The organism is Devosia aquimaris (genome assembly GCF_020169335.1).
GTDB lineage: Bacteria > Pseudomonadota > Alphaproteobacteria > Rhizobiales > Devosiaceae > Devosia > Devosia aquimaris.
On sequence record NZ_JAIEZN010000001.1, the window covers coordinates 382,589 to 405,713 of the forward strand.

The 23,125-nt window shown below is 64.3% G+C and carries 22 protein-coding genes; 16 read left to right on the forward strand and 6 right to left on the reverse strand.

Features of this window, described 5'->3' with window-relative positions; all coding sequences use genetic code 11:
* Nucleotides 1-114 precede the first annotated feature (114 nt).
* Both scpA and mce read left to right on the forward strand, forming a co-directional pair.
* Entirely contained in the window at nt 115-2,229 is a 2,115-nt protein-coding gene (scpA, locus tag K1177_RS01870; protein ID WP_224701622.1) for a methylmalonyl-CoA mutase, read from the forward strand.
* Nucleotides 2,226-2,636, forward strand: a complete 411-nt coding sequence (gene mce / locus K1177_RS01875; RefSeq protein WP_224701623.1) for a methylmalonyl-CoA epimerase — start codon at nt 2,226-2,228, stop codon at nt 2,634-2,636. The genes scpA and mce overlap by 4 nt, the downstream gene beginning before the upstream one ends.
* A 198-nt stretch (nt 2,637-2,834) precedes the next feature.
* Here the strand turns inward: mce and K1177_RS01880 are convergent, their stop codons facing one another.
* The 5 genes from K1177_RS01880 to K1177_RS01900 form a co-directional block, all read right to left on the reverse strand.
* Nucleotides 2,835-3,746 carry a TIM barrel protein gene (locus K1177_RS01880; protein ID WP_224701624.1) on the reverse strand — a complete coding sequence of 304 codons (912 nt, stop codon included), beginning with the start codon at nt 3,744-3,746 and terminating at the stop codon, nt 2,835-2,837.
* A gap of 25 nt (nt 3,747-3,771) precedes the next feature.
* On the reverse strand, nt 3,772-4,887 hold the full coding sequence (locus K1177_RS01885) for an ABC transporter ATP-binding protein (protein ID WP_263574737.1): 1,116 nt from the start codon (nt 4,885-4,887) through the stop codon (nt 3,772-3,774).
* Nucleotides 4,888-4,895: 8 nt separating this feature from the next.
* Nucleotides 4,896-5,813 (reverse strand): ABC transporter permease subunit, encoded by a 918-nt coding sequence (locus K1177_RS01890; protein WP_224701625.1) that lies wholly within the window; start codon nt 5,811-5,813, stop codon nt 4,896-4,898.
* A 10-nt stretch (nt 5,814-5,823) separates the two neighbouring features.
* Complete coding sequence (locus K1177_RS01895) at nt 5,824-6,708, reverse strand: ABC transporter permease subunit (RefSeq protein ID WP_224701626.1); 885 nt, start codon at nt 6,706-6,708, stop codon at nt 5,824-5,826.
* 72 nt (nt 6,709-6,780) lie between these two features.
* Nucleotides 6,781-8,121: an extracellular solute-binding protein gene (locus K1177_RS01900; protein ID WP_224701627.1), complete on the reverse strand. Its 1,341-nt coding sequence runs from the start codon at nt 8,119-8,121 to the stop codon at nt 6,781-6,783.
* A 204-nt stretch (nt 8,122-8,325) separates the two neighbouring features.
* On the opposite strand from K1177_RS01900, the gene K1177_RS01905 reads away from it, so the two are divergent.
* Complete coding sequence (locus tag K1177_RS01905) at nt 8,326-9,474, forward strand: alpha-D-ribose 1-methylphosphonate 5-triphosphate diphosphatase (protein ID WP_224701628.1); 1,149 nt, start codon at nt 8,326-8,328, stop codon at nt 9,472-9,474.
* Entirely contained in the window at nt 9,471-10,034 is a 564-nt protein-coding gene (gene phnN, locus K1177_RS01910) for a phosphonate metabolism protein/1,5-bisphosphokinase (PRPP-forming) PhnN (protein WP_224701629.1), read from the forward strand. The genes K1177_RS01905 and phnN overlap by 4 nt, the downstream gene beginning before the upstream one ends.
* Here the strand turns inward: phnN and phnF are convergent.
* Complete coding sequence (gene phnF / locus K1177_RS01915) at nt 10,031-10,756, reverse strand: phosphonate metabolism transcriptional regulator PhnF (protein WP_224701630.1); 726 nt, start codon at nt 10,754-10,756, stop codon at nt 10,031-10,033. The two genes, phnN and phnF, sit on opposite strands and share 4 nt — an antisense overlap.
* 76 nt (nt 10,757-10,832) lie before the next feature.
* On the opposite strand from phnF, the gene phnG reads away from it, so the two are divergent.
* The 12 genes from phnG (at nt 10,833) to K1177_RS01975 (ending at nt 23,105) form a co-directional block, all read left to right on the forward strand.
* Entirely contained in the window at nt 10,833-11,288 is a 456-nt protein-coding gene (phnG, locus tag K1177_RS01920; protein ID WP_224701631.1) for a phosphonate C-P lyase system protein PhnG, read from the forward strand.
* Between the two features lies 1 nt (nt 11,289).
* Nucleotides 11,290-11,889, forward strand: a complete 600-nt coding sequence (gene phnH, locus K1177_RS01925) for a phosphonate C-P lyase system protein PhnH (protein WP_224701632.1) — start codon at nt 11,290-11,292, stop codon at nt 11,887-11,889.
* A gap of 1 nt (nt 11,890) precedes the next feature.
* Entirely contained in the window at nt 11,891-12,979 is a 1,089-nt protein-coding gene (locus K1177_RS01930) for a carbon-phosphorus lyase complex subunit PhnI (RefSeq protein WP_224701633.1), read from the forward strand.
* Nucleotides 12,980-13,040: 61 nt separating this feature from the next.
* Nucleotides 13,041-13,919 carry an alpha-D-ribose 1-methylphosphonate 5-phosphate C-P-lyase PhnJ gene (locus tag K1177_RS01935; RefSeq protein ID WP_224701634.1) on the forward strand — a complete coding sequence of 293 codons (879 nt, stop codon included), beginning with the start codon at nt 13,041-13,043 and terminating at the stop codon, nt 13,917-13,919.
* A 76-nt stretch (nt 13,920-13,995) separates the two neighbouring features.
* Entirely contained in the window at nt 13,996-14,775 is a 780-nt protein-coding gene (phnK, locus tag K1177_RS01940; protein WP_224701635.1) for a phosphonate C-P lyase system protein PhnK, read from the forward strand.
* 81 nt (nt 14,776-14,856) lie between these two features.
* Nucleotides 14,857-15,558 (forward strand): phosphonate C-P lyase system protein PhnL, encoded by a 702-nt coding sequence (phnL, locus tag K1177_RS01945; protein ID WP_224701636.1) that lies wholly within the window; start codon nt 14,857-14,859, stop codon nt 15,556-15,558.
* The gene (locus tag K1177_RS01950) at nt 15,555-16,169 is read left to right on the forward strand and encodes a DapH/DapD/GlmU-related protein (protein WP_224701637.1); all 615 of its coding nucleotides are present in this window, start codon (nt 15,555-15,557) and stop codon (nt 16,167-16,169) included. Before phnL ends, K1177_RS01950 begins: the two co-directional genes overlap by 4 nt.
* Nucleotides 16,170-16,332: 163 nt before the next feature.
* On the forward strand, nt 16,333-17,163 hold the full coding sequence (phnC, locus tag K1177_RS01955; protein ID WP_224701638.1) for a phosphonate ABC transporter ATP-binding protein: 831 nt from the start codon (nt 16,333-16,335) through the stop codon (nt 17,161-17,163).
* Between the two features lie 76 nt (nt 17,164-17,239).
* Complete coding sequence (gene phnD, locus K1177_RS01960; protein WP_224701639.1) at nt 17,240-18,151, forward strand: phosphonate ABC transporter substrate-binding protein; 912 nt, start codon at nt 17,240-17,242, stop codon at nt 18,149-18,151.
* 64 nt (nt 18,152-18,215) lie between these two features.
* Entirely contained in the window at nt 18,216-19,187 is a 972-nt protein-coding gene (phnE, locus tag K1177_RS01965; RefSeq protein ID WP_224701640.1) for a phosphonate ABC transporter, permease protein PhnE, read from the forward strand.
* A 3-nt stretch (nt 19,188-19,190) separates the two neighbouring features.
* Nucleotides 19,191-20,540, forward strand: a complete 1,350-nt coding sequence (phnE, locus tag K1177_RS01970; protein ID WP_224701641.1) for a phosphonate ABC transporter, permease protein PhnE — start codon at nt 19,191-19,193, stop codon at nt 20,538-20,540.
* A 120-nt stretch (nt 20,541-20,660) separates the two neighbouring features.
* On the forward strand, nt 20,661-23,105 hold the full coding sequence (locus K1177_RS01975; RefSeq protein ID WP_224701642.1) for a bifunctional diguanylate cyclase/phosphodiesterase: 2,445 nt from the start codon (nt 20,661-20,663) through the stop codon (nt 23,103-23,105).
* The last annotated feature ends 20 nt before the right edge of the window (nt 23,106-23,125 follow it).

Genomic DNA, 23,125 nt, shown 5'->3' on the forward strand with positions numbered 1-23,125 from the left:
GAGGGAATGAGGGAGGGGGTCCATCAGTGAACAACTGTACCACCCCCCACCCCAACCCTCCCCCTCAAGGGTGGAGGGGGATACTGGCCGACCGGCCCGTTCACGGAGGCAGCATTGTCTGATAACCGCGAGAAATGGGCCAAGCTTGCCCAGAAGGAACTGCGCGATACGCCAGTGGAGTCGTTGACCCGCGACTATGGCGGCATTCCGGTGCAGCCGGTCTATTTTGGCGCGGGCGGCGAAGTGCCCGGCGCCGAGCCGTTTACCCGCGGCGTGCGGGCGACCATGTATGCCAACCGGCCCTGGACCATCCGCCAATATGCCGGCTTCTCGACGGCGCGGGAGTCCAATGCCTTTTATCGCCAGGCGCTGGAAAAGGGCCAGAAGGGCCTCTCGGTCGCCTTCGACCTGGCCACCCATCGCGGCTATGACAGCGACCACCCGCGCGTGGTCGGTGATGTCGGCAAGGCCGGCGTGGCCATCGACTCTGTCGAGGACATGAAAATCCTGTTCGACGGCATTCCGCTCGATCAGATGAGCGTCTCCATGACCATGAATGGCGCGGTTATCCCCGTGCTGGCCATGTTCATCGTCGCGGCTGAAGAGCAGGGCGTGCCGCAGGCCAAGCTCGACGGGACCATCCAGAACGACATCCTCAAGGAGTTCATGGTCCGCAACACCTATATCTACCCGCCCGAGCCCAGCATGCGCATCGTCGGCGACATCATCGCCCATACCGCCCAGCACATGCCCAAGTTCAACTCGATCTCGATTTCGGGCTATCACATGCACGAAGCCGGGGCGACGGCAGTGCAGGAGCTGGCCTATACCCTGGCCGACGGCATGGAATATGTCCGCGCCGCCCAGGCCCGCGGCCTCGATATCGATGCTTTCGCCGGCCGGCTGAGCTTCTTTTTCGGCATCGGCATGAACTTCTTCCTCGAAGTCGCCAAGCTGCGGGCTGCCCGCCAGCTCTGGAGCGAGATCATGACCGGGCTGGGCGCCAAGGATGCGCGCTCCAAGATGCTGCGCACCCACTGCCAGACTTCCGGAGTGTCGCTCACCGAGCAGGACCCGCACAACAATATCGTGCGCACCACCATCGAGGCCCTGGCCGCCACGCTGGGCGGTACGCAGAGCCTCCACACCAACAGCTTCGACGAAGCCATTGCCCTGCCGACGGAGTTCTCCAGCCGCATCGCCCGCAATACCCAACTGATCCTGCAGCACGAAAGCCGCATCACCGATGTGGTCGATCCGCTGGGCGGCTCCTACTATGTCGAGGCGCTGACGGCTGAGCTGGTCAAGGGCGCCAAGGCGCTGATCGGCGAGGCCGAGGCTCTTGGCGGCATGACGCAGGCGGTGCAATCCGGCCAGCCCAAGCTCGAGATCGAAAAGGCTGCCGCCTTGCGCCAGGCCCGCGTCGACCGCGGCGAGGATGTCATTGTCGGCGTCAACCGCTACCGGCTCGATGTCGAGGACGCCATCGACGTTCGCGATATCGACAATGCCAAGGTGCGGCTCGAACAGATGGCGCTGCTGAGCAAAGTCCGCGCCAGCCGCGACGAGGCGCGCTGCCAGTCCATGCTGGCGGCCCTGCGCGAATTCGCGGCCAAGGACGAGGGCAATCTGCTCGAAGCGGCCATTGAGGCTGCCCGTGCCCGCGCCACCTTGGGCGAGATCAGCCAGGCCATGGAGGATGTGTTCGGCCGCCACCATGCCGTCACCCGCGTCATCTCCGGCGTCTATGCCGAGGGCTATGGCGACGACGCCGAGTTCAAATCCATCTCTGGCCGCATCGCTGCCTTCAAGGCTGCACGGGGCCGCGCCCCGTCGATCTTCATCGCCAAGATGGGCCAGGATGGCCATGATCGCGGCGCCAAGGTCATCGCCTCGGCCTTCGCCGATCTCGGCTTCACCGTCCATATGGGCGATCTCTTCGAGACAGCGCCGGAAGTCGCCGCCCATGTCGATGACCTCAAGGTCGATGCCGTCGGCGTCTCCTCGCTGGCCGCCGGCCACAAGACGCTGGTGCCCGAGCTGATCGCTGCATTGGCGGACCGCGAACTCAAAGACGTCACCGTCATTGTCGGCGGCGTCATCCCCGAGCAGGACTATGATTTCCTGCTCGATTGCGGCGTCGCGGCCATCTTCGGCCCCGGCACCAATGTGCTCAGTGCGGCGTTCTCCGTGCTCAGCCAGATCGAAGGAAGGTTGAGCAATCGATGATCGGCCGCCTCAACCACATCGCCATCGCCGTGCCGGACGTCGCAGCCGCATCGGCCAAGTATCGCGATCTGCTGGGCGCCCATGTCGGTCAGCCCCAGGCGCTGCCTGAGCATGGCGTGACGGTGGTCTTCATCGATACCGGCAACACCAAGGTCGAGCTGATCGAGCCGCTGGGCGAGAATTCGCCTATTGCGGCCTTCCTCGCCAAGTCGCCGGCGGGTGGCATGCACCATGTCTGCTTCGAGGTGCCCGACATCGCGGCGGCTGCCGCGACGCTCACCGCCGGCGGTGCCAGGGTGCTCGGTGACGGCAAGCCCAAGACCGGCGCCCATGGCAATCCGGTCCTGTTCCTGCACCCCAAGGATTTCGACGGCACGCTGATCGAGCTGGAAGAGGTGCGGGGTTAGGGAGCCACGCAGGCCTTTGCCACCGTCATTGCCCGGCTTGTCCGGGCAATCCAGCACTGACATCTGGGCCCGGCCCGATGGATCACCCGGACGAGCCGGGTGATGACGGGGATCGAGTTTGCGGTAAGGGTGTGTGCCAACCGCATACGCCGGGCCGTTCAGGCCAGCCCGGCGCGGGTGCATAAAGCCAACATGCCTCTACTGTGCGGCCACAGCCTGCGGCTGGTCCAGGCCAGCCAGCTGGCGAGCGCGGCGCAGGCTTTCGGGCTGTTCGCTGCGGTGGCGGCGGCCGATTTCCATCATCATCACGGTGCCGGGCAGCACGTTAAGATCGGCAAAGATGCCGTCCCAGTCGATATCGCCCCAGCCGAGCGGCATATGCAGGTCGCCAATGCCCATGGCCGTGTTTTCTTGCGGGAAGAACGGCTTGTAGAAGCCCTGCGGACGGCCGAAGCTGTCATGCACGTGCAGATGCCCGGTCACAGGCGCCATGGCGGCGATTTCGGCGCGGAAATCGAGGCCCTTGTAGGTGCTCTCGATATAGGCGTGGCTGAAGTCGATCAGCGCCACGACATTGGGGTGGTTCACCGCCCTGACGGTCTCGGCCACCTGGGTCGGCGTCTGGCGATACTGGCCCAGCTCGGTGGTAAAGATGTTTTCCAGCGCAATGCGCACGCCATAGGGGCGGGCAAACTCGGCCAGCTCGGTCAGCGCTTCGCGTTCACGCTGGTCGGCATTGGCGCGTTCGACGATTTGGTCGGCGCGCAGGGCGCCACTGTGCTGGACAAGGATGCGCGCATCGATGCGGTCGCAGACCTCCACCAGCGCCTTGGCGGCGGCCAGCTGGAACGGCAGGGTCTCGGGGTCCATGAAGTTGGAGGAGACCAGGCCATGCACGGTGTAGCGGAAATCGAACTGGCTGGTGATGGCCACCAGGCGCTCCAGCCGCTCGGGCAGGATGCGTCCGCCGGTGATTAGGTCGATGCTGGTCAGGCCCAGCTCTACCGTGTCCACGCCGATATCGGCCAGGCGGCGCAGATCGGCTTCCAGGCTGAACAGCTCGCCGTCGTCAGAGCCGGCATTGAAGCCGGTCGCAATTATATTGCTCATCAAAAAGTCTCCCAGGGGGTGAGGGTCAGGCGTTGATGCGGGCGCGGGTGGCGGCGCTGTTGGCGTCGCCCAGGTCGACGCGGCGGCCGGTGTCGTGGTCAAACACATGGGCGTCCACCGCCGCAAAGCTGAGATGGATCGGCATCCCGGTGCCCAGGGCATCGTTGCTGGTATCGACCGCGATCAGGCGGCTGCCATCGGCATTGGCGTAGATCAGGCGCGAGGCGCCCAGTTCTTCGATGTAGTCCACGACGGCGGTGATGGCGCCCTTGGTCTCGGCGCTGACGCGCTGCACCAGCTCGGGCCGCACGCCCAATGACACTTCGCGGCTCACCAGGCCCTGGCCGAGGCTCGGCAGGTGGATCATGCCGCCCTGGCCATGACGGAAATAACCATCCTCGCCAAAGAAGCCGCGCACCAGGTTCATGGCGGGCGAACCGATGAAGTCGGCAACAAACAGGCTTGCCGGGTTGTGATAGACCTCGCTGGGCTTGCCCACCTGTTCCACCACGCCGGCATTCATGATGATCAGCCGGTCGGCCAGGGTCATGGCCTCGGTCTGGTCATGCGTCACAAACACCGAGGTGACGCCCAGGCTGCGATGCAGGTTGCGCACTTCGGCGCGCATGGCGACGCGCAGCTTGGCATCGAGGTTGGAGAAGGGCTCGTCGAACAGGAACACCTTGGGCTCGCGCACCATGGCGCGGGCCATGGCCACGCGCTGGCGCTGGCCGCCCGACAGCTCGCCCGGCTTGCGGTCGAGATAGGGATCCAGGCTGACGGACTTGGCGACCTTGAGCACCTTGGCGTCGCGTTCGGCGCGCGGCATGCCCGCCACCTTGAGCGCATAGCCGATGTTCTGGCGCACGCTCATATGGGGATAGAGCGCATAGTTCTGAAACACCATGGCGCAGCCGCGCTCGCGCGGCTCGAGCTTGTTGACCACGGTGCCACCGATGGCGATTTCGCCTTCGGTGATATCCTCAAGGCCGGCGATCATACGCAGCAGGGTCGACTTGCCGCAGCCCGAGGGGCCCAGGATGACGACGAACTCGCCGGCTTCGATCTCGACGTCCACGCCGTGCACGACATTGTTCTTCTGGTAGCGTTTCTTGACGCCAGAAAGGCTGATGGCTGACATGGTGGGTCTCACTTGTCTTTGGAAATAAGGCCGCGCACGAACCAGCGCTGCATAAGGGCAACCACCAGCAACGGCGGCAGCATGATGATGAGGGCGCCTGCCATGGTGACATTCCAGTCAGGCAGGCCAGTGGGGTCGGGGATCAGCGCCTTGAGCTGCATCACCACGGTGCCATAGGTGGCCCGGTCGGTGGTGATCAGCAGCGGCCAGAGGTACTGGTTCCAGCTCGACACGAACATGATGGTGGCCAGAGCCAGCATATTGGTGCGGCTGAGCGGGATCAGCACTTCCCAGAAGAAGCGCAGCGGACCCGAACCATCCATCTTGGAGGCCTCCACCAGTTCGTCAGGGATGGTCATGAAGAACTGGCGATAGAGAAAGGTGCCCGTGGCTGTCGCCACCAGCGGCAGGATCATGCCCGGGTAGGAGTTGAGCAGGTTCCATTCGAGCGACACCTGCACGCCCGACAGCGTCTGCAGCAGCCAGGAGATGCCCGTGACATCAAGGATCGCCTGCACCGGCTGCAGCGCATTGGCGGCAATGGCATAGGTGGGTACGATGCGCACTTCGAGCGGCAGCATCAGCGTCATGAAGATCAGCCAGAAGCAGACCATGCGGGCGCGGAAGTTGAAGAACACGATGGCAAAGGCCGACAGCGATGCCAGCACGATCTTGCCGATGGTCACGCCCGAAGCCACCAGGAAGCTGTTGAGCATCTTGGGGCCGAGGTCGGCGCGGTCCCAAGCGGCCTGCAGGTTCTCCAGCAGATGCGAGGAGGGCCACAGGTTGATCGGCACCTGGGTGACTTCCTGGATGGATTGGCTGCCGGCCACGAAGGTGATCCAGAACGGCAGCAGCACCAGCATCAGGCCCAGGATCATCACGCCATAGCTGATGGCGTCAAAAATAGGGGAGCGTTCGATCATGATCGGCCTCTCAATGGTAGTGAACGCGCTTTTCAACCCAGGTGAACTGGATGATGGTCAGCGCAATGACCAGGAGCATCAGCACGATCGACTGGGCAGCGGCGCCCGAATAGTCGAAGCCTTTGAAGCCGTCGAAATAGATCTTGTAGACCATCACTTCGGTGGACCCGAACGGGCCGCCCTCGGTCATGGTGTCGATGAGCCCGAAGCTGTCAGTGAAGCTCGAGATCAGGTTCATGATGAGCAGGAAGAACACCGTCGGCGCGATCAGCGGCAACTGCAGGTCCAGCATGCGACGGAAGGGGCGGGCGCCATCCATGGCCCCGGCTTCCGACAGCGACTTCGGGATCATCTGCAAGGCGGCCAGGAAGAAGATGAAGTTGTAGCCGATGCCCAGCCAGGCGTGGCAGACAATGACCATGCCCAGCGCCTGCCAGCCATTGATGGCGGGGTTCCAGATGCCCGGCCACATCTGATTGATGGCGCCGATCAGCCCGGATTCGGGGGCAAAGATGAAGCGGAACGCAACGCCGGCGGCCGGCGCGGCAATGGCATAGGGCCAGACATAGACCGACTGGAACAGCTTGGTACCCTTGAGTGCCCGGTCGGCAAACACCGCCAGCGTCAGCGCCACGGCCATAGACAGTAAGGTGGTTACGGTGGCGTAGAACGTGCTGCGGCCCACTACGGTCCAGTATTCGGAATCGCGGAAGATGGCGGCGAAATTGTCCCAGCCCACCCAGGTATTCCCGCCACCCCAGGGCTGCTCGAGCGTGAAGGCCCAGTAGAGCGCCTGCGAGGTTGGCCAGTAGAAAAACACCAGGACCAGCAGCAGCTGCGGGCCGATGAGCAGCCATGGCAGTGTGCCATTGCGATAGAAAGCGCGTCGTTCCATTGGACATCCGCCAAATTGTCAAAAGAAGGGACGCGCGGACAGCCGGAGCTGTCCGCGCGCGGGTCGTTCAGATCAGGGGAGCTGAGCGTCCTTGTAGGTGGCCTGGAAGCGACGCAGGATTTCATTGCCCTTGGCGTCGAAGGCTTCGAGGCTTTCCTTGACCGGCTTGTTGTTGAACAGCACGTCCTGGATGGTCTTGACCATTTCGGCGCGGATCGAGGCGTAGTTGCCCAGACGGATACCGCGGGTGTTCTCGGTCGGCGGGGTGAAGGTCAGGCTTTCGATGGCCTTTTCGCGGCCCTTATAGGGGGCGGCGTCGTAGAAGCCATTGGCCTTCATGGCCTCAAAGCCGGTGTTGGTCACCGGGATGTAGCCGGTCACGGTCGACCACCATTCGGCCTGCTTGGGGGTGGCGAGGAAGTTGAAGAACGCAGCGGCGCCCTTGTATTCTTCTTCGGTCTTGCCCTTGAGGGTCCACAGCGAAGCACCGCCGACGAGGCTGTTGGTGCGTTCATGGCCTTCCATCATGGGCAGCATGGCGACGTCCCAATGCAGCTCCGGAATGGCCTTGGCAGTCACGCTGCCGTGGCCGGCAACCGAGCCCGAGAACACCTGGCAATGGCCATTGGCAAAGGAGTCCAGCTCGGTCTCGCCGGTTTCCTTGCTCTTGTTGATGAACAGACCCTCGTCGTACATCTTCTTGATCCAGGTCAGCTGGTCCACGAACAGGCCCTTGCTGGCCGCCATTTCGGCATCGAGGCCACCAAAGCCATTGCCCAGGGTGGCGATCGGCTGGTTGTGGATGGCCGAGAACTGCTCGTACCACTGCCACACGCCGGCAGCGTCGAACGCGACCGGGCATTCATAGCCGGCAGCCTTCATCTTGCGGGCGACGTCTTCCACCTGGGTCCAGGTGGTCGGCAGGCCTTCGAAGCCAACCTTGGCCAGGGCGTCGGTGTTGTAATAGATCATCGCGGTCGAGGAGTTGAACGGCATCGACAGCAGTTCACCCTTGGAGGTGGAATAGTACGACGCGATACCGGAGAAATAGTTGCTCCAGTCGATGTCGTAGCCGTTCTGGCTCATCAGGTCCTTGATCGGCAGATAGGCCTGGCTCAGCATCAGGTCGAGCGTGCCGGCGTCGAAGATCTGGCTGATCGTGGGCTGCTTGTTGGCGCGGAAGGCCGCAATGGTGTTCTGCAGATTGGTGTCGTAGTCGTTCTGGCTGGTGCAGACGATTTCGTAGTCGGACTGCGAGGCGTTGAAATCCTCGCACATTTCCTGGATGCGGTCGGACAGGTCGCCCGACAGGCCATACCAGAAGTCGAACTTGGTCTGCGCCATGGCCGGAACGGAAGCCAGCGCCAGAACGGTGAGGGAGGACGCTGCACCGAGCAGCCAATTGCGTGTCATTTGTGTCGTCTCCGAATAGGGGTGCCAAGGGCGGCGGGCGGACTCCTATGCGGGCTTCTTGACGTTTGCCTTGCGGATCAGTGACCATTCACCGACAGTTTGATGACTCGCCGATGACAGGGGCTCGGTCGCCAAAATGTCATCAAAATCGGCTAGCGCAGGCAGGTCTGCACGCTCGAAACCAGAAGTAGAAATGGCCCGCCTATGAACTCCGTCGCCCTTGGGGACCTGGTCCTCACCAACGCCCGTATCGTCCTGGCCAACGAGGTTGTGGAGGGTTCGGTTCGGGTCGATGGCGGCGTGATCAGCGATGTGGGCACGCCCAGCCGCACAGGCGTTGACCTCGATGGCGACTATCTCATTCCCGGCCTGGTCGAACTGCACACCGATCACCTGGAAACCCACTATGCGCCGCGTCCGCGCGTGCGGTGGAATCCCGTTGCGTCCGTGCAGGCGCATGACGCCCAGATTGCTGCCTCGGGCATCACAACGGTGCTCGATGCGATCCGCGTCGGCCTCGATGAGGATACCGACGTTACCGCCACCGAGATGCGCATCCTCGCCGATGCCATCGCTGCCGGCAGCCAGGCCGGGCGCCTGCGGGCCGAACATCATATTCACCTGCGCTGCGAAGTCTCTGCCGCAGATTGCCTGGACAGTTTCGCCCTTTATCTCGAAGATCCCCAGGTGCGCCTGGCCTCACTGATGGACCACACGCCGGGCCAGCGCCAGTTCACCAGCATGGACGCCTGCCGCGCCTATTATCAGGGCAAGCGCAAGATGAGCGACGACGAGTTCAACGGTTTCGTCGAGCGCCGCAACGCCGATTCCGTTCGCTATGCCGGCAAGCACCGCCGCGCGCTCGCTGCCGCCTGCCAGGAGCGCGGCATTGTCATGGCCAGCCACGATGACGCCACCCGCGATCACGTCGACGAAGCGGTGGCGCTCGGCATTGAAGTTGCCGAATTCCCCACCACGCTGGAGGCCGCCCGCGCCTCGCGCCAGGCCGGCATGGCCATTCTGATGGGTGGCCCCAATATGGTGCGCGGCGGCTCGCACTCGGGCAATGTCTCGGCCCGCGCCCTAGCCGAGGCCGACCTGCTCGATATTCTGTCGTCCGACTACATTCCCTTCTCCATGCTGCAGTCGGCATTTGCCCTGGCCCAGGCCGTCGACACCGTCAGCTTGTCCAAGGCCATTCAGCTGGTCACCAAGCGCCCGGCCGAAGCCGCCGGTTTCCATGATCGCGGCGAGATCGCCATCGGCAAGCGCGCGGACTTCGTGCATCTGCGGGTCGAGGACGGCATTCCCATCGTGCTGACCGTCTGGCGACAGGGGCGCCGCGTCATATGAGAGGCAGTTTTGTCGCGGTCGTCGGCCCCAGCGGCGCCGGCAAGGACAGCCTGATCGCCTATGCCCGCGAAAAACTCGGGGCAGGGGGGCAGGTGCGTTTTGTCCGCCGTGTTGTCACCCGCAAGGCTGATGGCGGCAGCGAGGATCATGACAGCCTCGATGACGCCAGCTTCGACCAGGCCGAACGCGACGGCGCCTTTGCGCTGACCTGGGCGGCCCATGATCTGCGCTATGGACTGCCGATCTCGCTGGAGGACGATCTGCGCGCTGGCCGCGTTGTCATCGCCAATCTATCCCGCGCCATGATCCCGGCGCTGGTCGCCCGCTATCCCGACACCGTGGTGGTCAACGTGACAGCTGATCGCGATGTCATCGAGAGCCGGCTGGCCCAGCGCGGGCGCGAAACGCCTGAATCCATCCGCAACCGCATGGATCGCCGTGTCGCCGAGCGCCTGCCCTCGAGCACCGTGCAGATCGACAACTCCGGCGCCCTCGCCGTCGCCGGCCAGCAATTCGTGCATCTGCTCGAAGACCTCGCCAGCCAGGGCGTGCGTGGCTAGACGACAAGTTCCATGCGCTCGGCGGGAAAGCGGCTGAGCGCATAGGAGATCGGGCTACCGTCAAGCCCGGCGTTGATCGCCTCCGACACCAGCAGGATCGCGCCGGCGGAGAGACCCAGCAACTGGGTTTCCTCCGCATCGGCATGGCGCGCCGAAATCCGCGTCGAGGCGCGCACATAATCGTCAATGCCATAGCTGGCGAACACGGCCGTGGTGGAATGCAGCGCCACCAGCCGTGCCGCGAAATCGGGAAACTTGCGATAGTCCAACCAGGTGGTGGCGCGCGACAAAGGCCGCCCGTCCGCGCTGGACAGGCCTTCCACCCGCACCACCTTGGCGCCTGCCTTCAGCCCCAGTGCCTGCGCGACCGTCGCACTGGCATTCTCCAGCCGGTCGCTGAGGTGGCGCGATGTCAGCGTCTGAGCCTGGCCGGCCAGGTTCTCGGAAAAACGTGTGCGCTTGCCGATCGGATAGCTTAGTCGCCGCGCGCTACGCACAAAGGTGCCGCGCCCCTGTTCGGCGCCCACGACGCCCTCGTCGGCCAATACGGCCAGCGCCCGTCGCACTGTATGGCGATTGGCCGAGAAGCGCTCGGCCAGAACCGCTTCGGTGGGGAGCCGATCCCCGCTCGCTAGCTTGCCGCCGATGATGTCGAGCCGGATGGCATCGGCGATCCGTCGCCACAGCGCGACCCCGCCCAACACATCTTTCGGGTCTGTCATTGCTTTTTCACACGAGAGGCCTAAGAGGGAAATCACGACACTAGTTGTCTAGTTCATTAGACAAATTGAGGCAAGCATGCACATCGCATCTGATCATCCGGCCCCCGACCGCAAACGCGCGCTCGACGTGCTGGCGGCCGCCCCGGCCCGCGAATTGGCCGCCGTCTGGGATGCCTGGTCCGACAAGCCGGCCACCACCAGGCTGCGCGGTCCCGAGGTGGGGCTGGTGATGGTGCGTGGCCGCGCCGGTGGCGGCGGTGCCCCGTTCAACCTCGGTGAAGCCACGGTCAGCCGCGCCAGCCTGCGCCTCGCCAGCGGCGAAACCGGCCACGGCTATTGCCTGGGCCGCGATCTCGCCAAGGCCGAGGTCATTGCCACCATCGACGCGCTCTACCAGCGCGATCCCAAAGCCGTTGAGGCTGAGATCATCGCGCCGCTGCGCAAGGCCATCGCCGCCGCCGACCAGAAGCGCCGCGACGAAGCCGCCGCCACGCGGGTCGATTTCTTCACCATGGTCCGGGGAGACAACTGAGATGGACGCTTTGCTCGACGGCGGCTTCGCCGATCCCGTGCTGCAGTCCCAGACGGCCTTCCGCGCCGTGCTGGATGCGCTGGCCAATCCCGGCACGCTGCAGACCCTGGCCATGCCCCAGGCCGCGCCCAATGGAATGGGCGCCGAACTGGTCAGCATCCTGCTGACCCTGTGCGATCATGACACCAGCCTCTGGCTCGATCCCGCCCTGCGCGCCGATGGTGCCCTGGTGGAGTTCCTCGCCTTCCACACCGCCGCGCCGCTGACCGACAGTGCCGCTGCCGCGACGTTCGCAGCGGCCTCTTCGGCAAATCACTTGCCGCCACTCGACCAGTTCAACCTGGGCACCCAGGAATATCCCGATCGCTCCACCACCATCGTGCTGGCCGTGCCCGCCCTCGGCGGCGGCCCAGCGCTCGTATTGCGCGGCCCTGGCATCAAGGATCAGATCGCGGTCAGCCCCCAAGGCTTGCCCGCCGATTTCCTCGCGCAATGGGTGGCAAATCGCGAACTCTTCCCGCGCGGCATCGATCTGCTGCTGGTCGCTGATGGCCAGGTGCTCGGTCTCCCCCGTTCCACCCGCATCGCTGAGGGTCAGTGACATGTATGTAGCCGTCAAAGGCGGGGAAGCCGCCATCGCCAATGCGCATGCCCTTTTGGCCGACCGCCGCCGCGGCGACCGCTCGGTGCCCGGCCTGCGTCTCGACCAGATCGTCCAGCAGATGGGCCTGGCCGTCGACCGCACCATGGGCGAGGGCTCACTGTATGATACCGAACTGGCCGCCCTCGCGCTGGTCCAGGCCCGCGGTGACCTCATCGAGGCCATCTTCCTGGTCCGCGCCTTCCGCACCACGCTGCCGCGGTTTGGCTATTCCAACCCAGTGCGCACCGAGGCCATGCTGATCGAGCGCCGCATCTCGGCCACCTTCAAGGATCTGCCCGGTGGGCAGATGCTGGGCCCGACCTTCGACTATACGCACCGCCTGCTCGATGCCGGAATTTTGGACGATGCTGTCCCGGCCCCGGTCACTCGCCCGGCTGAAGACGCTGCCGCGCCGCGCGTCACCGATCTGCTTGGCCGCCAGGGGCTGATCGAGCCCGATGGCGAGACGGACCCCGATCGCCCCGTGGGCGATCTCACCCGCGAACCCCTCGATTTCCCGCTCGACCGCGACCTGCGCCTGCAGGCTCTCGCCCGGGGCGACGAAGGGTTCCTGCTGGCCCTGGCCTATTCCACCCAGCGTGGCTATGGCCGCAACCACCCCTTCGTGGGCGAAATCCGCATCGGCGAGGTGGAGGTGGAGTTCGACGTGCCCGAGCTGGGCTTTGCGGTGAACCTGGGCCGCATCCGCGTCACAGAATGCCAGATGGTCAACCAGTTCAAGGGCTCTGCCAAGGTGCCGCCGCAGTTCACCCGCGGATATGGCCTGGTCTTCGGCCAGGCCGAGCGCAAGGCCATGGCCATGTCGCTGGTCGATCGCGCGCTGCGCGCCCGCGAACTGGGCGAGGACATCGTCGCCCCGGCGCAGGACGAGGAATTCGTCATTTCGCATTCCGACAATGTCCAGGCCACCGGCTTCGTCGAACACCTCAAGCTGCCCCACTATGTCGATTTCCAGGCCGATCTCGACCTCATCCGCCGCATGCGCGCCGAACACGACGCGGCTGCGCTCAAGGAGGCAGCGGAATGATGGGTCCTGTTTCCAGCCTGGGCCGCGCCCACACATCTCCGCTTGTCCGCGAGGTTTTCTCATGACCACCGTCGCCCAATACAATTTCGCCTATCTCGATGAGCAGACCAAGCGGATGATCCGCCGCGCCATCCTCAAGGCGGTGGCCGTGCCCGGCTACCAGGTGCCGTTCAGCTCGCGCGAAATGCCCATGCCCTACGGCTGGGGCACCGGCGGCGTGCAGGTCACGGCCTCGATCATCGGGCCGTCCGATGTGCTCAAGGTCATCGACCAGGGCGCTGACGACACCACCAATGCCGTCTCGATCCGCGCCTTCTTCGCCAAGGTCGCGCAGGTGGAAACCACCACCCGAACGGCTGAGGCCACCATCATCCAGACGCGCCACCGCATTCCCGAGAAGCCCTTGGGCAAGGGTCAGATCCTGGTCTACCAGGTGCCGATCCCCGAGCCGCTGCGCTATCTCGAGCCGCGCGAGACCGAGACGCGCAAGATGCACGCGCTCGAGGAATATGGCCTGATGCACGTCAAGCTCTATGAGGACATCGCGCGTCACGGCCGGATCGCCACCACCTTCGCCTATCCGGTCAAGGTCGAGGGCCGCTATGTCATGGACCCCAGCCCCACGCCCAAGTTCGACAATCCCAAGATGCACATGAGCGCGGCGCTGCAATTGTTCGGCGCCGGCCGCGAGCATCGCATCTATGCCGTGCCGCCGCACACCGAAGTGGCGAGCCTCGACTTTGAGGATCATCCCTTTACCATCCAGCACTTCCCCGAGCCCTGCGCCCTGTGCGGTGCGCGCGAGGTCTATCTCGACGAGGTCATTCTCGATGACCACGGCGGGCACATGTTCGTCTGCTCGGACACCGACCACTGCGAGGACCGCCGCGGCGCCGGCCATGTCGGCCCGTTGGGCGTGGCCCAGGAGGCGGCAGAATGATGGCTCACATGTGCAGTCGCCCCTCCCTACCCTCAAGGGGGAGGGGAGCGAAAGATCGCGTCCAGGAGCAAGCCCGATGACCGCCGAACAACCCCTTCTCCGCGTCAGCAATCTCGCCAAATACTACGGCAGCCGCCTGGGCTGTGCCGATGTGAGCTTTGAGCTCTGGCCCGGCGAAGTCCTCGCCATCGTCGGCGAATCCGGCTCGGGCAAGACCACGTTGCTCAATGCCCTGTCGGCGACGCTGGAGCCCAGCGCCGGCGAGACGCTCTATCGCATGCGGGATGGGCAATGGCGCAATATCTACGATCTGAGCGAAGCCGAGCGGCGCTTCCTCGTGCGCACCGACTGGGGCTTTGTGCACCAGAACCCGGCCGATGGCCTGCGCATGACGGTGTCGGCGGGCGCCAATGTCGGCGAACGACTGATGGCGGTGGGCGACCGTCACTATGGCAATATCCGCGCCACCGCGCTCGATTGGCTCGGCCGCGTCGAGATCGCTGCCGACCGCATCGATGACCAGCCGCGCTCCTTCTCGGGCGGCATGCGCCAGCGCCTGCAGATCGCCCGCAATCTGGTCACCGGCCCGCGCCTGGTGTTCATGGACGAACCCACCGGCGGCCTCGACGTGTCGGTGCAGGCGCGTCTGCTCGATCTGCTGCGTGGCCTCGTGGGGGAACTCGGCCTGGCCGCCATTGTCGTCACCCACGATCTGGCCGTGGCCCGTCTCCTCAGCCACCGCATGATGGTGATGAAAAACGGCCACGTCATCGAATCCGGCCTCACCGACCGCGTTCTCGACGATCCGCGCGAACCCTATACCCAGCTGCTCGTCAGCTCGATCCTGCAGGTGTGAGGCCCAGGGCCCACCCCAGCGCCGCGCAGCACCTCCCCCAGACTTGGGGGAGGGTGTCGACTGAACCTTCGGAGTCCTCCCATGACTGCCCTGTCCGTCCAGAACCTCAGCAAGACCTTCACCATGCACCTGCGCGACGGCGTCGTCCTGCCGGTGGTCGAGAACGTCAATTTCCACGTCGAGCCCGGCGAATGCGTCGTGCTGGGCGGTCCATCGGGGGCGGGCAAGAGCTCGATCCTCAAGATGGTCTATGGCAATTACGGCGTTGATGCCGGCGCCATCACCATCCAGCACCACGGCGAAGCGGTCGATCTCGCCACCGCCGATCCGCGCACGGTGCTCACCCTGCGTCGCGACTCCATCGGCTATGTCAGCCAGTTCCTGCGGACCGTACCGCGCGTCTCCGCGCTCGACGTGGTCGCCGAGCCGCTGGTGATCCGCGGCGTCGACAAGACTGAGGCGCAGGGCAGGGCGCGGGAATTGCTGGCCCGGCTCAATCTGCCCGAGCGGCTGTGGAGCCTGCCGCCGGCCACCTTCTCGGGCGGCGAACAGCAGCGCGTCAACATTGCGCGCGGCTTCATCACCGATCATCCCGTGCTGCTGCTCGACGAGCCCACCGCCTCGCTCGACGCCACCAATCGCGCCGTCGTCGTGGCCATGATCGGCGAGAAGAAAGCCCAGGGCGTCGCCCTGCTCGGCATTTTCCACGATGAGGAAGTCCGCGCCCAGGTGGCCGACCGCATCATCGACGTCACCGCCTTTGCCCCGAGGATCGCCGCATGACAACGCTTGGTATCGAACCGTCCATCCACCCCACCGCCAAGGTCAAAGACTCCACCCTGGGCCGCTACACAGAGGTGGGCGCCGGCTCTTCCATCTATCGGTCGAGCCTGGGCGACTATTCCTATTGCGTCAGCGGCACCCAGATCGCCTATAGCCAGATCGGCAAGTTCGCCAATATCGCGGCCCATGTGCGCATCTATGCCTCCATGCACCCCATGGAGCGCGCCTCGCTGCACCATTTCACCTATCGCTCGGCGCAGTATTTCGACGGCGAAACGGATGACCAGGCTTTCTTTGACTGGCGCGCCTCCACCCCCATCACCATCGGCCACGACACATGGATCGGCCATGGCGCTGTCATCATGCCGGGGATCACCATCGGCAATGGCGCCATCATCGGCTCCAATGCCGTGGTCACCAAGGACGTGGCGGATTTTGCCATTGCCGTCGGCGTGCCGGCGCGGACCATCAAGCAGCGCTTCAGCGACCCCATCGCCAGCCGCCTCGACGCGCTCAAATGGTGGGACTGGAGCCACGAGCAGTTGCACCAGGCATTGCCCGATTTCCGCAAGCTGTCGATCGAGGCGTTTCTAGACAAATACGAAGGCTAGGCGCTGTTCCAGCCACCAGCATGCCGGGCGAAACAGGCCCGGCAACGATCATGGCAAATGGTCGCAAGTCTGCGGTGCATCGTCACTGAACCGTCACCAATCTTACATGCGCACGTAATCTGCCCGCCCTAGGTCTGCCACAGTCAAAGAGCGGGGCGACCTGATGCTGAAGATCTCCAATGTTTCGCGACGATTTGGCGACAAGCTCGCCGTGGACGGCGTGACCCTGGAGATTCCGCAAGGCCAGATGGTCGGCATCATTGGCCGCTCCGGCGCCGGCAAGTCGACCCTGCTGCGCATGATCAACCGGCTGACCAATGTGTCCTCGGGCAGCATTGCCTTCGACGGCGTGGAAGTCTCGGCCCTGCGCGGCAAGGCTCTGCGCAACTGGCAGCGCGACTGCGCCATGATCTTCCAGCAGTTCAATCTCGTGCCGCGGCTCGACGTCATCACCAATGTGATGCTGGGGCGCCTCAACCACCGCCCGACCATCCTGTCGCTGCTGCAGATCTTCACCGAGTCCGAGCAGCTCATGGCCCTGCAGGCCCTCGAGCGCCTCGACATCGCCCAGACGGCCACGCAATGGGCGCAGACCCTGTCCGGTGGTCAGCAGCAGCGCGTCGCCATCGCGCGCGCGCTCATGCAGGGTCCCAAGCTCATCCTGGCCGACGAGCCCATTGCCAGCCTCGATCCGCGCAATGCCAAGATCGTCATGGACAGCCTGGCCGACATCAATCGGGAAAATGGCCTGACCGTCATCACCAACCTGCACACGCTCGACACTGCCCGCACCTATTGCGGACGCATTATCGGCATGGCGGCAGGACGGGTGGTCTTTGACGGCACGCCCGACCAGCTCACCACCGACGTGGCGCGCCAGCTCTATGGCGCCGACGGGCTTGAGGAAGCCTTTTCCGAAGCCATGACCTCCACCAGCCTGCTGCCCGCTGTGCGCCCATCCGAGCGGCTGCGCGAACTGGCTGAAGTGCCCTGAAATTCAAGCGTTCCGCGACTGGCACGGGCAAGGCCCGCCAGTCCGCCGACACATTGCGTCACCAAAGGAGACTTCCATGACCGCAATCCGTACCGTCCTGCTGGCTGGCGTTGCCCTGGCCGGCATTGCTGCGCCCACCTTCGCCCAGGAGATCGATGTCATCCGCGTCGGCCTGCTCGGCGGTGAGAACGAAGCCGACCGCCTGGCCAACAACCAGTGCCTGATCGATCTGATGCCGGCTGCGCTGGGCGTCAAGGAAGTCAAGCTCTTCCCGGCTGCCGACTATGACGGCGTCATCCAGGGCCTGCTCGGCGGCACGTTGGACGTGGCTGGCCTGGGTGCTTCGGGCTATGCCAAGATCTACCTGGCCGACCCGGAAGCCGTGATCCCCTTCAACACCACCGTCCAGACTGACGGCTCGATGGGCTATCACTCGATCCTGCTGTCGCGCAAGGATTCCGGCATTGCCACCCTGGCCGACGCCAAGGGCAAGACCCTGGGCTATGCCGATCCGGACTCCACCTCGGGCTACCTGATCCCGCTGGTGACCATGCCGCAGGAAACCGGCATGCCGAACGACCAGTATTTCTCGGCGACCTCCTTCAATGGCGGTCATGAGAACAACGTTCTCGCCCTGCTCGACCACAAGGTCGACGTGGCCGTGACCTGGACGTCGGGCGTTGGCGAATTCGCCGAAGGCTACACCTCGGGCAACACCCGCTCGATGGTCGACAAGGGCATGCTGGACATGGAAGACGTCAACCAGCTCTGGCTCTCGCCGCTGATCCCCAATGGCCCCAATGTCATGAGCTCCAAGCTCCCCAAGGAGATGCAGGACAAAATCGTCGCCTTCTACAACGATCTGCCGGTCTCCCACCCCGATTGTTTCTCGGCCATCGAACGCGGTGATTTCAAGGGCTATGCCCCTGTGACCCCCGAGTTCTACCAGCCCATCATCGACGCCCGTAAGGCGACCATCGGCGGCTGATTGCCCCATACCCCAAGCCGGCGGCGTTTCCACAACGTCGCCGGCGCTTTCTTAAGGGCATGCCATGAGCACCACGCTGTCGGCCGGGGGGCAACCTCCCATCACCAGCCAGATCACCCAGCTGCACGATCACTATCGCGCCCTGCTGCGCACGCGCCGCGCCTATACGCTTCTGGCCGTGGGCGGTGTGCTGGCTTTCCTGGCGGTCGCACTCTGGTATGCCGACAAGTCCAATGCCGGCCAGTTCTTTGACCGGCTGCCCTATTTCTTCGACTTCTTCATCCACTTCCAGCCCGACGAGCCGATGGAAATCGTGCGCGCGCTGTTTGACCTGCCCTCGCCCTTTGCCGATGGCTCGTTCAAATATGATTACGAAGTGGGTCGGGTCTATCTGTTCGGCGATGTCTACCTCCCCGAATATTTCTACCAGATGCTGGTCACCATCAATATTGCGGTGATCTCCACCCTCATCGGGGTCACGCTCGCCTTCTGCCTCAGCTTCTTTGCCGCCAGCAATGTCACCGGCGCCCGCACCGTCCGCTTTGTTGTGCGCCGCTTTCTCGAGCTGATGCGCGCCTTCCCCGAGATCGTCATCGCCGGCATGCTGGTGGCGATCCTCTCGATAGGGCCCATCGCCGCCATTGTCGCTGTGAGCGTCCATACTGTTGGCTCGCTCGGCAAGCTCTTCTACGAAGTCATCGAGAATGCCGACACAAGGGCAGACGAAGGCCTGCGCGCCGTGGGCGGCAATTGGTTCGAGCGCGTCCGCTTCGGCTATGTGCCCCAGGTGCTGCCCAATTTCGTCTCCTACGCGTTGCTGCGCACCGAGATCAATGTGCGCGCCTCCACCATCATCGGCGCCGTCGGTGGCGGCGGCATCGGCGAGGTCTTCCGCCTCTCCATTGGTCGCGACCATGCCGCCAAGACTTACGCCATCATACTCCTGCTGTTCCTCACCATCATCGGCATCGACTGGATCTCTGGCACGCTGCGCAAGCGGCTGGTCGGCCAGGCAGCCTTCACCATCGGCGGTTGAGACATGTCCACGGCCCCCATTGCCCTGTCCGCCCATGCCGCCGCGGCGCTGCGCCAGCGCCACGCCCATGTGTTCCACCGCCCCCTGGGCAAGCGCCTGCTGGCGCCGCTGATGCTGCTGGGCACCCTGGCCTATCTCGTCTTCTGCTTCTTCTTCTTCAACGTCCCCGCCGTGCTCGACAATGCCCAGTGGGACCGGGCCGGAACCTATGTGGCCGACTGGTATTCCTGGGAGGCAACGCCGCGCTTCCGCTTCAAGGACGGGTCGGTCGAACTGGAATGGACCCGCTCGCTGCTGGGGCCGAACCCTGACCCTGACTGGATCGTCAAGACCGGCCCGGACAGCTACACCACCAGCTTCGGCAGCCCCGACAACAGCGTTGAGATCAGCCCGACCGCCGTTGTCGCTGTAATCGACGGCGTCCGCTATCCTGTGCCCGTTACGGCCGATGGCGCCGTGCTGCCGGCCAATGCCCCGGCCAGCATGTCGCTCAAAGGCGGCCGCGTCACCGTCGATTATGGGTTCGCCGGCCTGGCCGAAGTCCGCAACACCCAGGTCTATGTGCGCCATCGCTTCTTCGGCTGGGCCAATTTCTTCTTCGATCCCAGCTCCGATTTCTTCGGCATGGATGCCGGACAGCTCTGGCAGGCTGCCCTGTCTCCAGATCGTCTTGATCCCGCCCGCCCCAATTGGCAGGCCATGGCGCTCGACTTCCTCTACAATTCCGAGTGGCAGCACCTCGATGTCTTGGACAAGCTGCTCCAGACCATTGTCATGGCCTTTGTCGGCACGCTCTTTGCCGCCGTGGTCGCCTTTCCGCTGGCCTTCCTTGCCGCCCGCAACATCACGCCCAATCCGCTGGGCAATTGGCTGATGAAGCGGGTGTTCGACTTCCTGCGCTCGGTAGACATGCTGATCTGGGCGCTGTTCTTCGTGCGCGGCTTCGGGCCCGGTCCCATCCCCGGCATCGCCGCCATTTTCTTCACCGACACCGGCACCCTGGGCAAGACCAGCACCGAGGCGCTGGAGAACGTCGATGATCGTCAGCGCGAAGGCGTGCGCTCGGTCGGCGCCAGCCCCATGGCGGTGCACCGCTATGGCGTCGTGCCGCAGGTAGCGCCAGTGTTCATCAGCCAGGTGCTGTATTTCTGGGAAAGCAACACGCGCTCGGCCACCATCATTGGCGCCGTGGGGGCAGGGGGCATCGGCCTCAAGCTCATCGAGGCCATGCGGACCAACCAGGATTGGGAGAATGTCGCCTATATGGTGATCCTGATCCTGATCGTGGTATTCCTGTTCGACAATCTCTCCAATGCCATCCGCTCCCGCCTGATTGGCACCACGCGCCACTGACACCTGTACCATGCCGGGACATTTCGGCGGGCCTTAATAACCCTTTGGCAACCTCTTTGCGTAAGCCGGACTTAAGTCGGGCGGGATAATCTTGGGCTTGTGTTTAGCCCGGACTCCGCAGTGCCCAACCCGTTCGACTTTTTCCTGCTTCAGCACGATCTGCGCTTTGTCGCTCTGGCTGCGCTGATCTGCCTGGTCTCGGCTTTTGCCTGCGTCAGCCTGCTGCGCCATGCCAATCGCGCGCATGGCCCCATGCAGTGGATCTGGATCGGCTTTGGCGCCACAGCGGTTGGCCTGGGAATCTGGGCCACCCACTTTGTCTCCATGCTGGCCTTCCGCCCCGGCTTCAGCCTCAACTATGACCTGGCGCTCACAGGCGTCTCCCTGCTCATTGCCGTGGTGCTGGGGTGCCTGGGCATCGCCATGACCACGCGCGGCCAGGGCCTCGCCGATCAGTTCCTTGGTGGCGCCGTCGTGGGCATCGCCATTTCGGCCATGCACTATACGGGCATTGCGGCTCTGGTAATGGGCGGGGAGATCGGCTGGAACGTGCCGCTGATCGCGCTGTCCGTCCTTGCGGGCATGGTGTTGGGCGGCCTCGCTTTCGTCGCGGCCATGCGCCGGCGACGCCTGCTTGGCGCCGTGCTGCTCACCCTGGCCATCTGCGGCATGCATTTCACCGCCATGGGCGCTGCCGATTTCTCCCAATGCTTCCCCATCCGCGCCGATGGCCAGCTGAGCAACGAACTGCTCTCGGTGGGCGTGGCGATCATGTCGCTGCTGGTGCTCGGCGCTGCCCTGGGCAGCATCGTGCTCGATGCGGCCGACCGCCGTCGCACTGCGCGCGAAAAGGCCCGCGAACGCGCCGACGCGGCGCGCCTGAAGGAATTGAGCACCCTGCTCGAACTGGCCACCACCCACATGCTGCAGGGCCTGTGCCTGTTCAACGCCAGCGGGCGCCTGGAATACTACAACGAACGGGCCGCCAAGCTGGTGGGCAACCTGCTCTCCAAAGGCGACAAGCATCAGCTGCATTTCCACGATCTGGCGCTGGCCCTGCAGGGCAACGACGAATCCACCTCGCCCGAGGAGCGCGCCGAGCTTGAGGCCCGCATCGACGGTATGCTGACCAGCATCGGCAAGGGTGAAACGCTCGACTACATGCGCACCATGCATGACGGCCGCATCATTCGCTTCATCCACAATCCGACCGTTGACGGCGGCTGGGTCACCACCATTGACGATGTCACCAGCGAGCAGCGCTCCCAGGCGGCAGTGGCCCATCTGGCCTTCCACGACTCGCTGACTAATGTGCTCAACCGCACCGCCTTCAACGAGCAGCTCGATCAGGCCCTCACGACCGCTGAAACCAGCGATCTCAACTTCGCCGTCCTGGCCATCGATCTCGACCGCTTCAAGGAAATCAACGACACCTACGGCCATGTGGTGGGCGACGAGGTGCTCAAGGGCCTGGCCATGCGGCTGAGCGCTGCCGTTCGTGATGGCGAGATCATTGCACGTGTCGGCGGCGACGAGTTTGCCGCGCTCAAGATGTTCAGCAATGTCGAAAGCCTGCGCGAGTTCGTCGGCCGGATCGAGGCTGCGCTCTTCTCCACCTTCGACGCCGGCGGCATCACCATCACCGGCGCCGCCAGCATCGGCGTGGCCATCTATCCCGACGATGGCGATGAACGCTCGCGCCTGCTCAACAATGCCGATCTGGCCATGTATCGCGCCAAGAACGATTTCGACCGCCATGTCTGCTACTATGAAGCCGAAATGGACGAGCATGCCCGCGCCCGTCGAGCCATGGCCAAGGATCTCTGGACGGCCCTGGCCGAGAACCAGTTTCACCTCGTCTACCAGGTGCAGAAGTCCGTCGCGACCGACGAGGTGACCGGCTATGAGGTGTTGCTGCGCTGGAACCGCCCCGGCTATGGCGCGGTAGGCCCGGCCGATTTCATTCCGGTCGCCGAGGAATGCGGAGCCATCGGCGCCATCGGCAATTGGGTGCTGCGCCGTGCCTGCATGGACGCTGCCTCCTGGCCGGACAAATACCGCATCGCCGTCAATATTTCCGGCGTCCAGGTCAGCCAGATCGAGCTGATCGACACCGTGCGCGACACGCTCATGCTCACCGGGCTTGCGCCCTCGCGGCTGGAGCTGGAGGTTACCGAGACGGCCATCATCGCCGACAAGGCGCGCGCCCTCCATGTCCTGCGCCAGATCAAGGCCATGGGCGTGGCCATTGCCATCGACGATTTCGGTACCGGCTATTCCTCGCTCGATACCCTGCGCAGCTTCCCATTCGACAAGATCAAGATCGATCGCTCCTTCATGACCGAGGTCGATCTCAACGAGCAGTCCAAGGCCATTGTCCGCGCCATTCTCGCGCTCGGCCGCAGCCTCTCGATCCCGGTTCTGGCCGAGGGCGTCGAGACCGAGGCGCAGCTCGATGTGCTGCGCGCCGAAGGATGCAACGAAGCCCAGGGCTATCTGCTCGGGCGCCCCAAGGCCATCAATTGGCACGCCAACGACAAGCCCCGTCAAAAGGTCAAGGCCTAGCCTGTTCCTGGCCCCGCATG

Bases quoted from the DNA above. Each gene is read 5' to 3' on its own strand.
- K1177_RS01880 (WP_224701624.1), bottom strand. From the start codon at position 3,746: ATGAGCAATATAATTGCGACCGGCTTCAATGCCGGCTCTGACGACGGC.
- phnG (WP_224701631.1), top strand. From the start codon at position 10,833: ATGCACATCGCATCTGATCATCCGGCCCCCGACCGCAAACGCGCGCTC.
- mce (WP_224701623.1), top strand. From the start codon at position 2,226: ATGATCGGCCGCCTCAACCACATCGCCATCGCCGTGCCGGACGTCGCA.
- K1177_RS01885 (WP_263574737.1), bottom strand. From the start codon at position 4,887: ATGTCAGCCATCAGCCTTTCTGGCGTCAAGAAACGCTACCAGAAGAAC.
- K1177_RS01935 (WP_224701634.1), top strand. From the start codon at position 13,041: ATGACCACCGTCGCCCAATACAATTTCGCCTATCTCGATGAGCAGACC.
- phnK (WP_224701635.1), top strand. From the start codon at position 13,996: ATGACCGCCGAACAACCCCTTCTCCGCGTCAGCAATCTCGCCAAATAC.
- phnH (WP_224701632.1), top strand. From the start codon at position 11,290: ATGGACGCTTTGCTCGACGGCGGCTTCGCCGATCCCGTGCTGCAGTCC.
- phnN (WP_224701629.1), top strand. From the start codon at position 9,471: ATGAGAGGCAGTTTTGTCGCGGTCGTCGGCCCCAGCGGCGCCGGCAAG.
- K1177_RS01905 (WP_224701628.1), top strand. From the start codon at position 8,326: ATGAACTCCGTCGCCCTTGGGGACCTGGTCCTCACCAACGCCCGTATC.
- phnF (WP_224701630.1), bottom strand. From the start codon at position 10,756: ATGACAGACCCGAAAGATGTGTTGGGCGGGGTCGCGCTGTGGCGACGG.
- phnC (WP_224701638.1), top strand. From the start codon at position 16,333: ATGCTGAAGATCTCCAATGTTTCGCGACGATTTGGCGACAAGCTCGCC.
- K1177_RS01930 (WP_224701633.1), top strand. From the start codon at position 11,891: ATGTATGTAGCCGTCAAAGGCGGGGAAGCCGCCATCGCCAATGCGCAT.
- K1177_RS01950 (WP_224701637.1), top strand. From the start codon at position 15,555: ATGACAACGCTTGGTATCGAACCGTCCATCCACCCCACCGCCAAGGTC.
- phnE (WP_224701641.1), top strand. From the start codon at position 19,191: ATGTCCACGGCCCCCATTGCCCTGTCCGCCCATGCCGCCGCGGCGCTG.
- phnD (WP_224701639.1), top strand. From the start codon at position 17,240: ATGACCGCAATCCGTACCGTCCTGCTGGCTGGCGTTGCCCTGGCCGGC.
- phnE (WP_224701640.1), top strand. From the start codon at position 18,216: ATGAGCACCACGCTGTCGGCCGGGGGGCAACCTCCCATCACCAGCCAG.
- K1177_RS01895 (WP_224701626.1), bottom strand. From the start codon at position 6,708: ATGGAACGACGCGCTTTCTATCGCAATGGCACACTGCCATGGCTGCTC.
- K1177_RS01900 (WP_224701627.1), bottom strand. From the start codon at position 8,121: ATGACACGCAATTGGCTGCTCGGTGCAGCGTCCTCCCTCACCGTTCTG.
- K1177_RS01890 (WP_224701625.1), bottom strand. From the start codon at position 5,813: ATGATCGAACGCTCCCCTATTTTTGACGCCATCAGCTATGGCGTGATG.
- phnL (WP_224701636.1), top strand. From the start codon at position 14,857: ATGACTGCCCTGTCCGTCCAGAACCTCAGCAAGACCTTCACCATGCAC.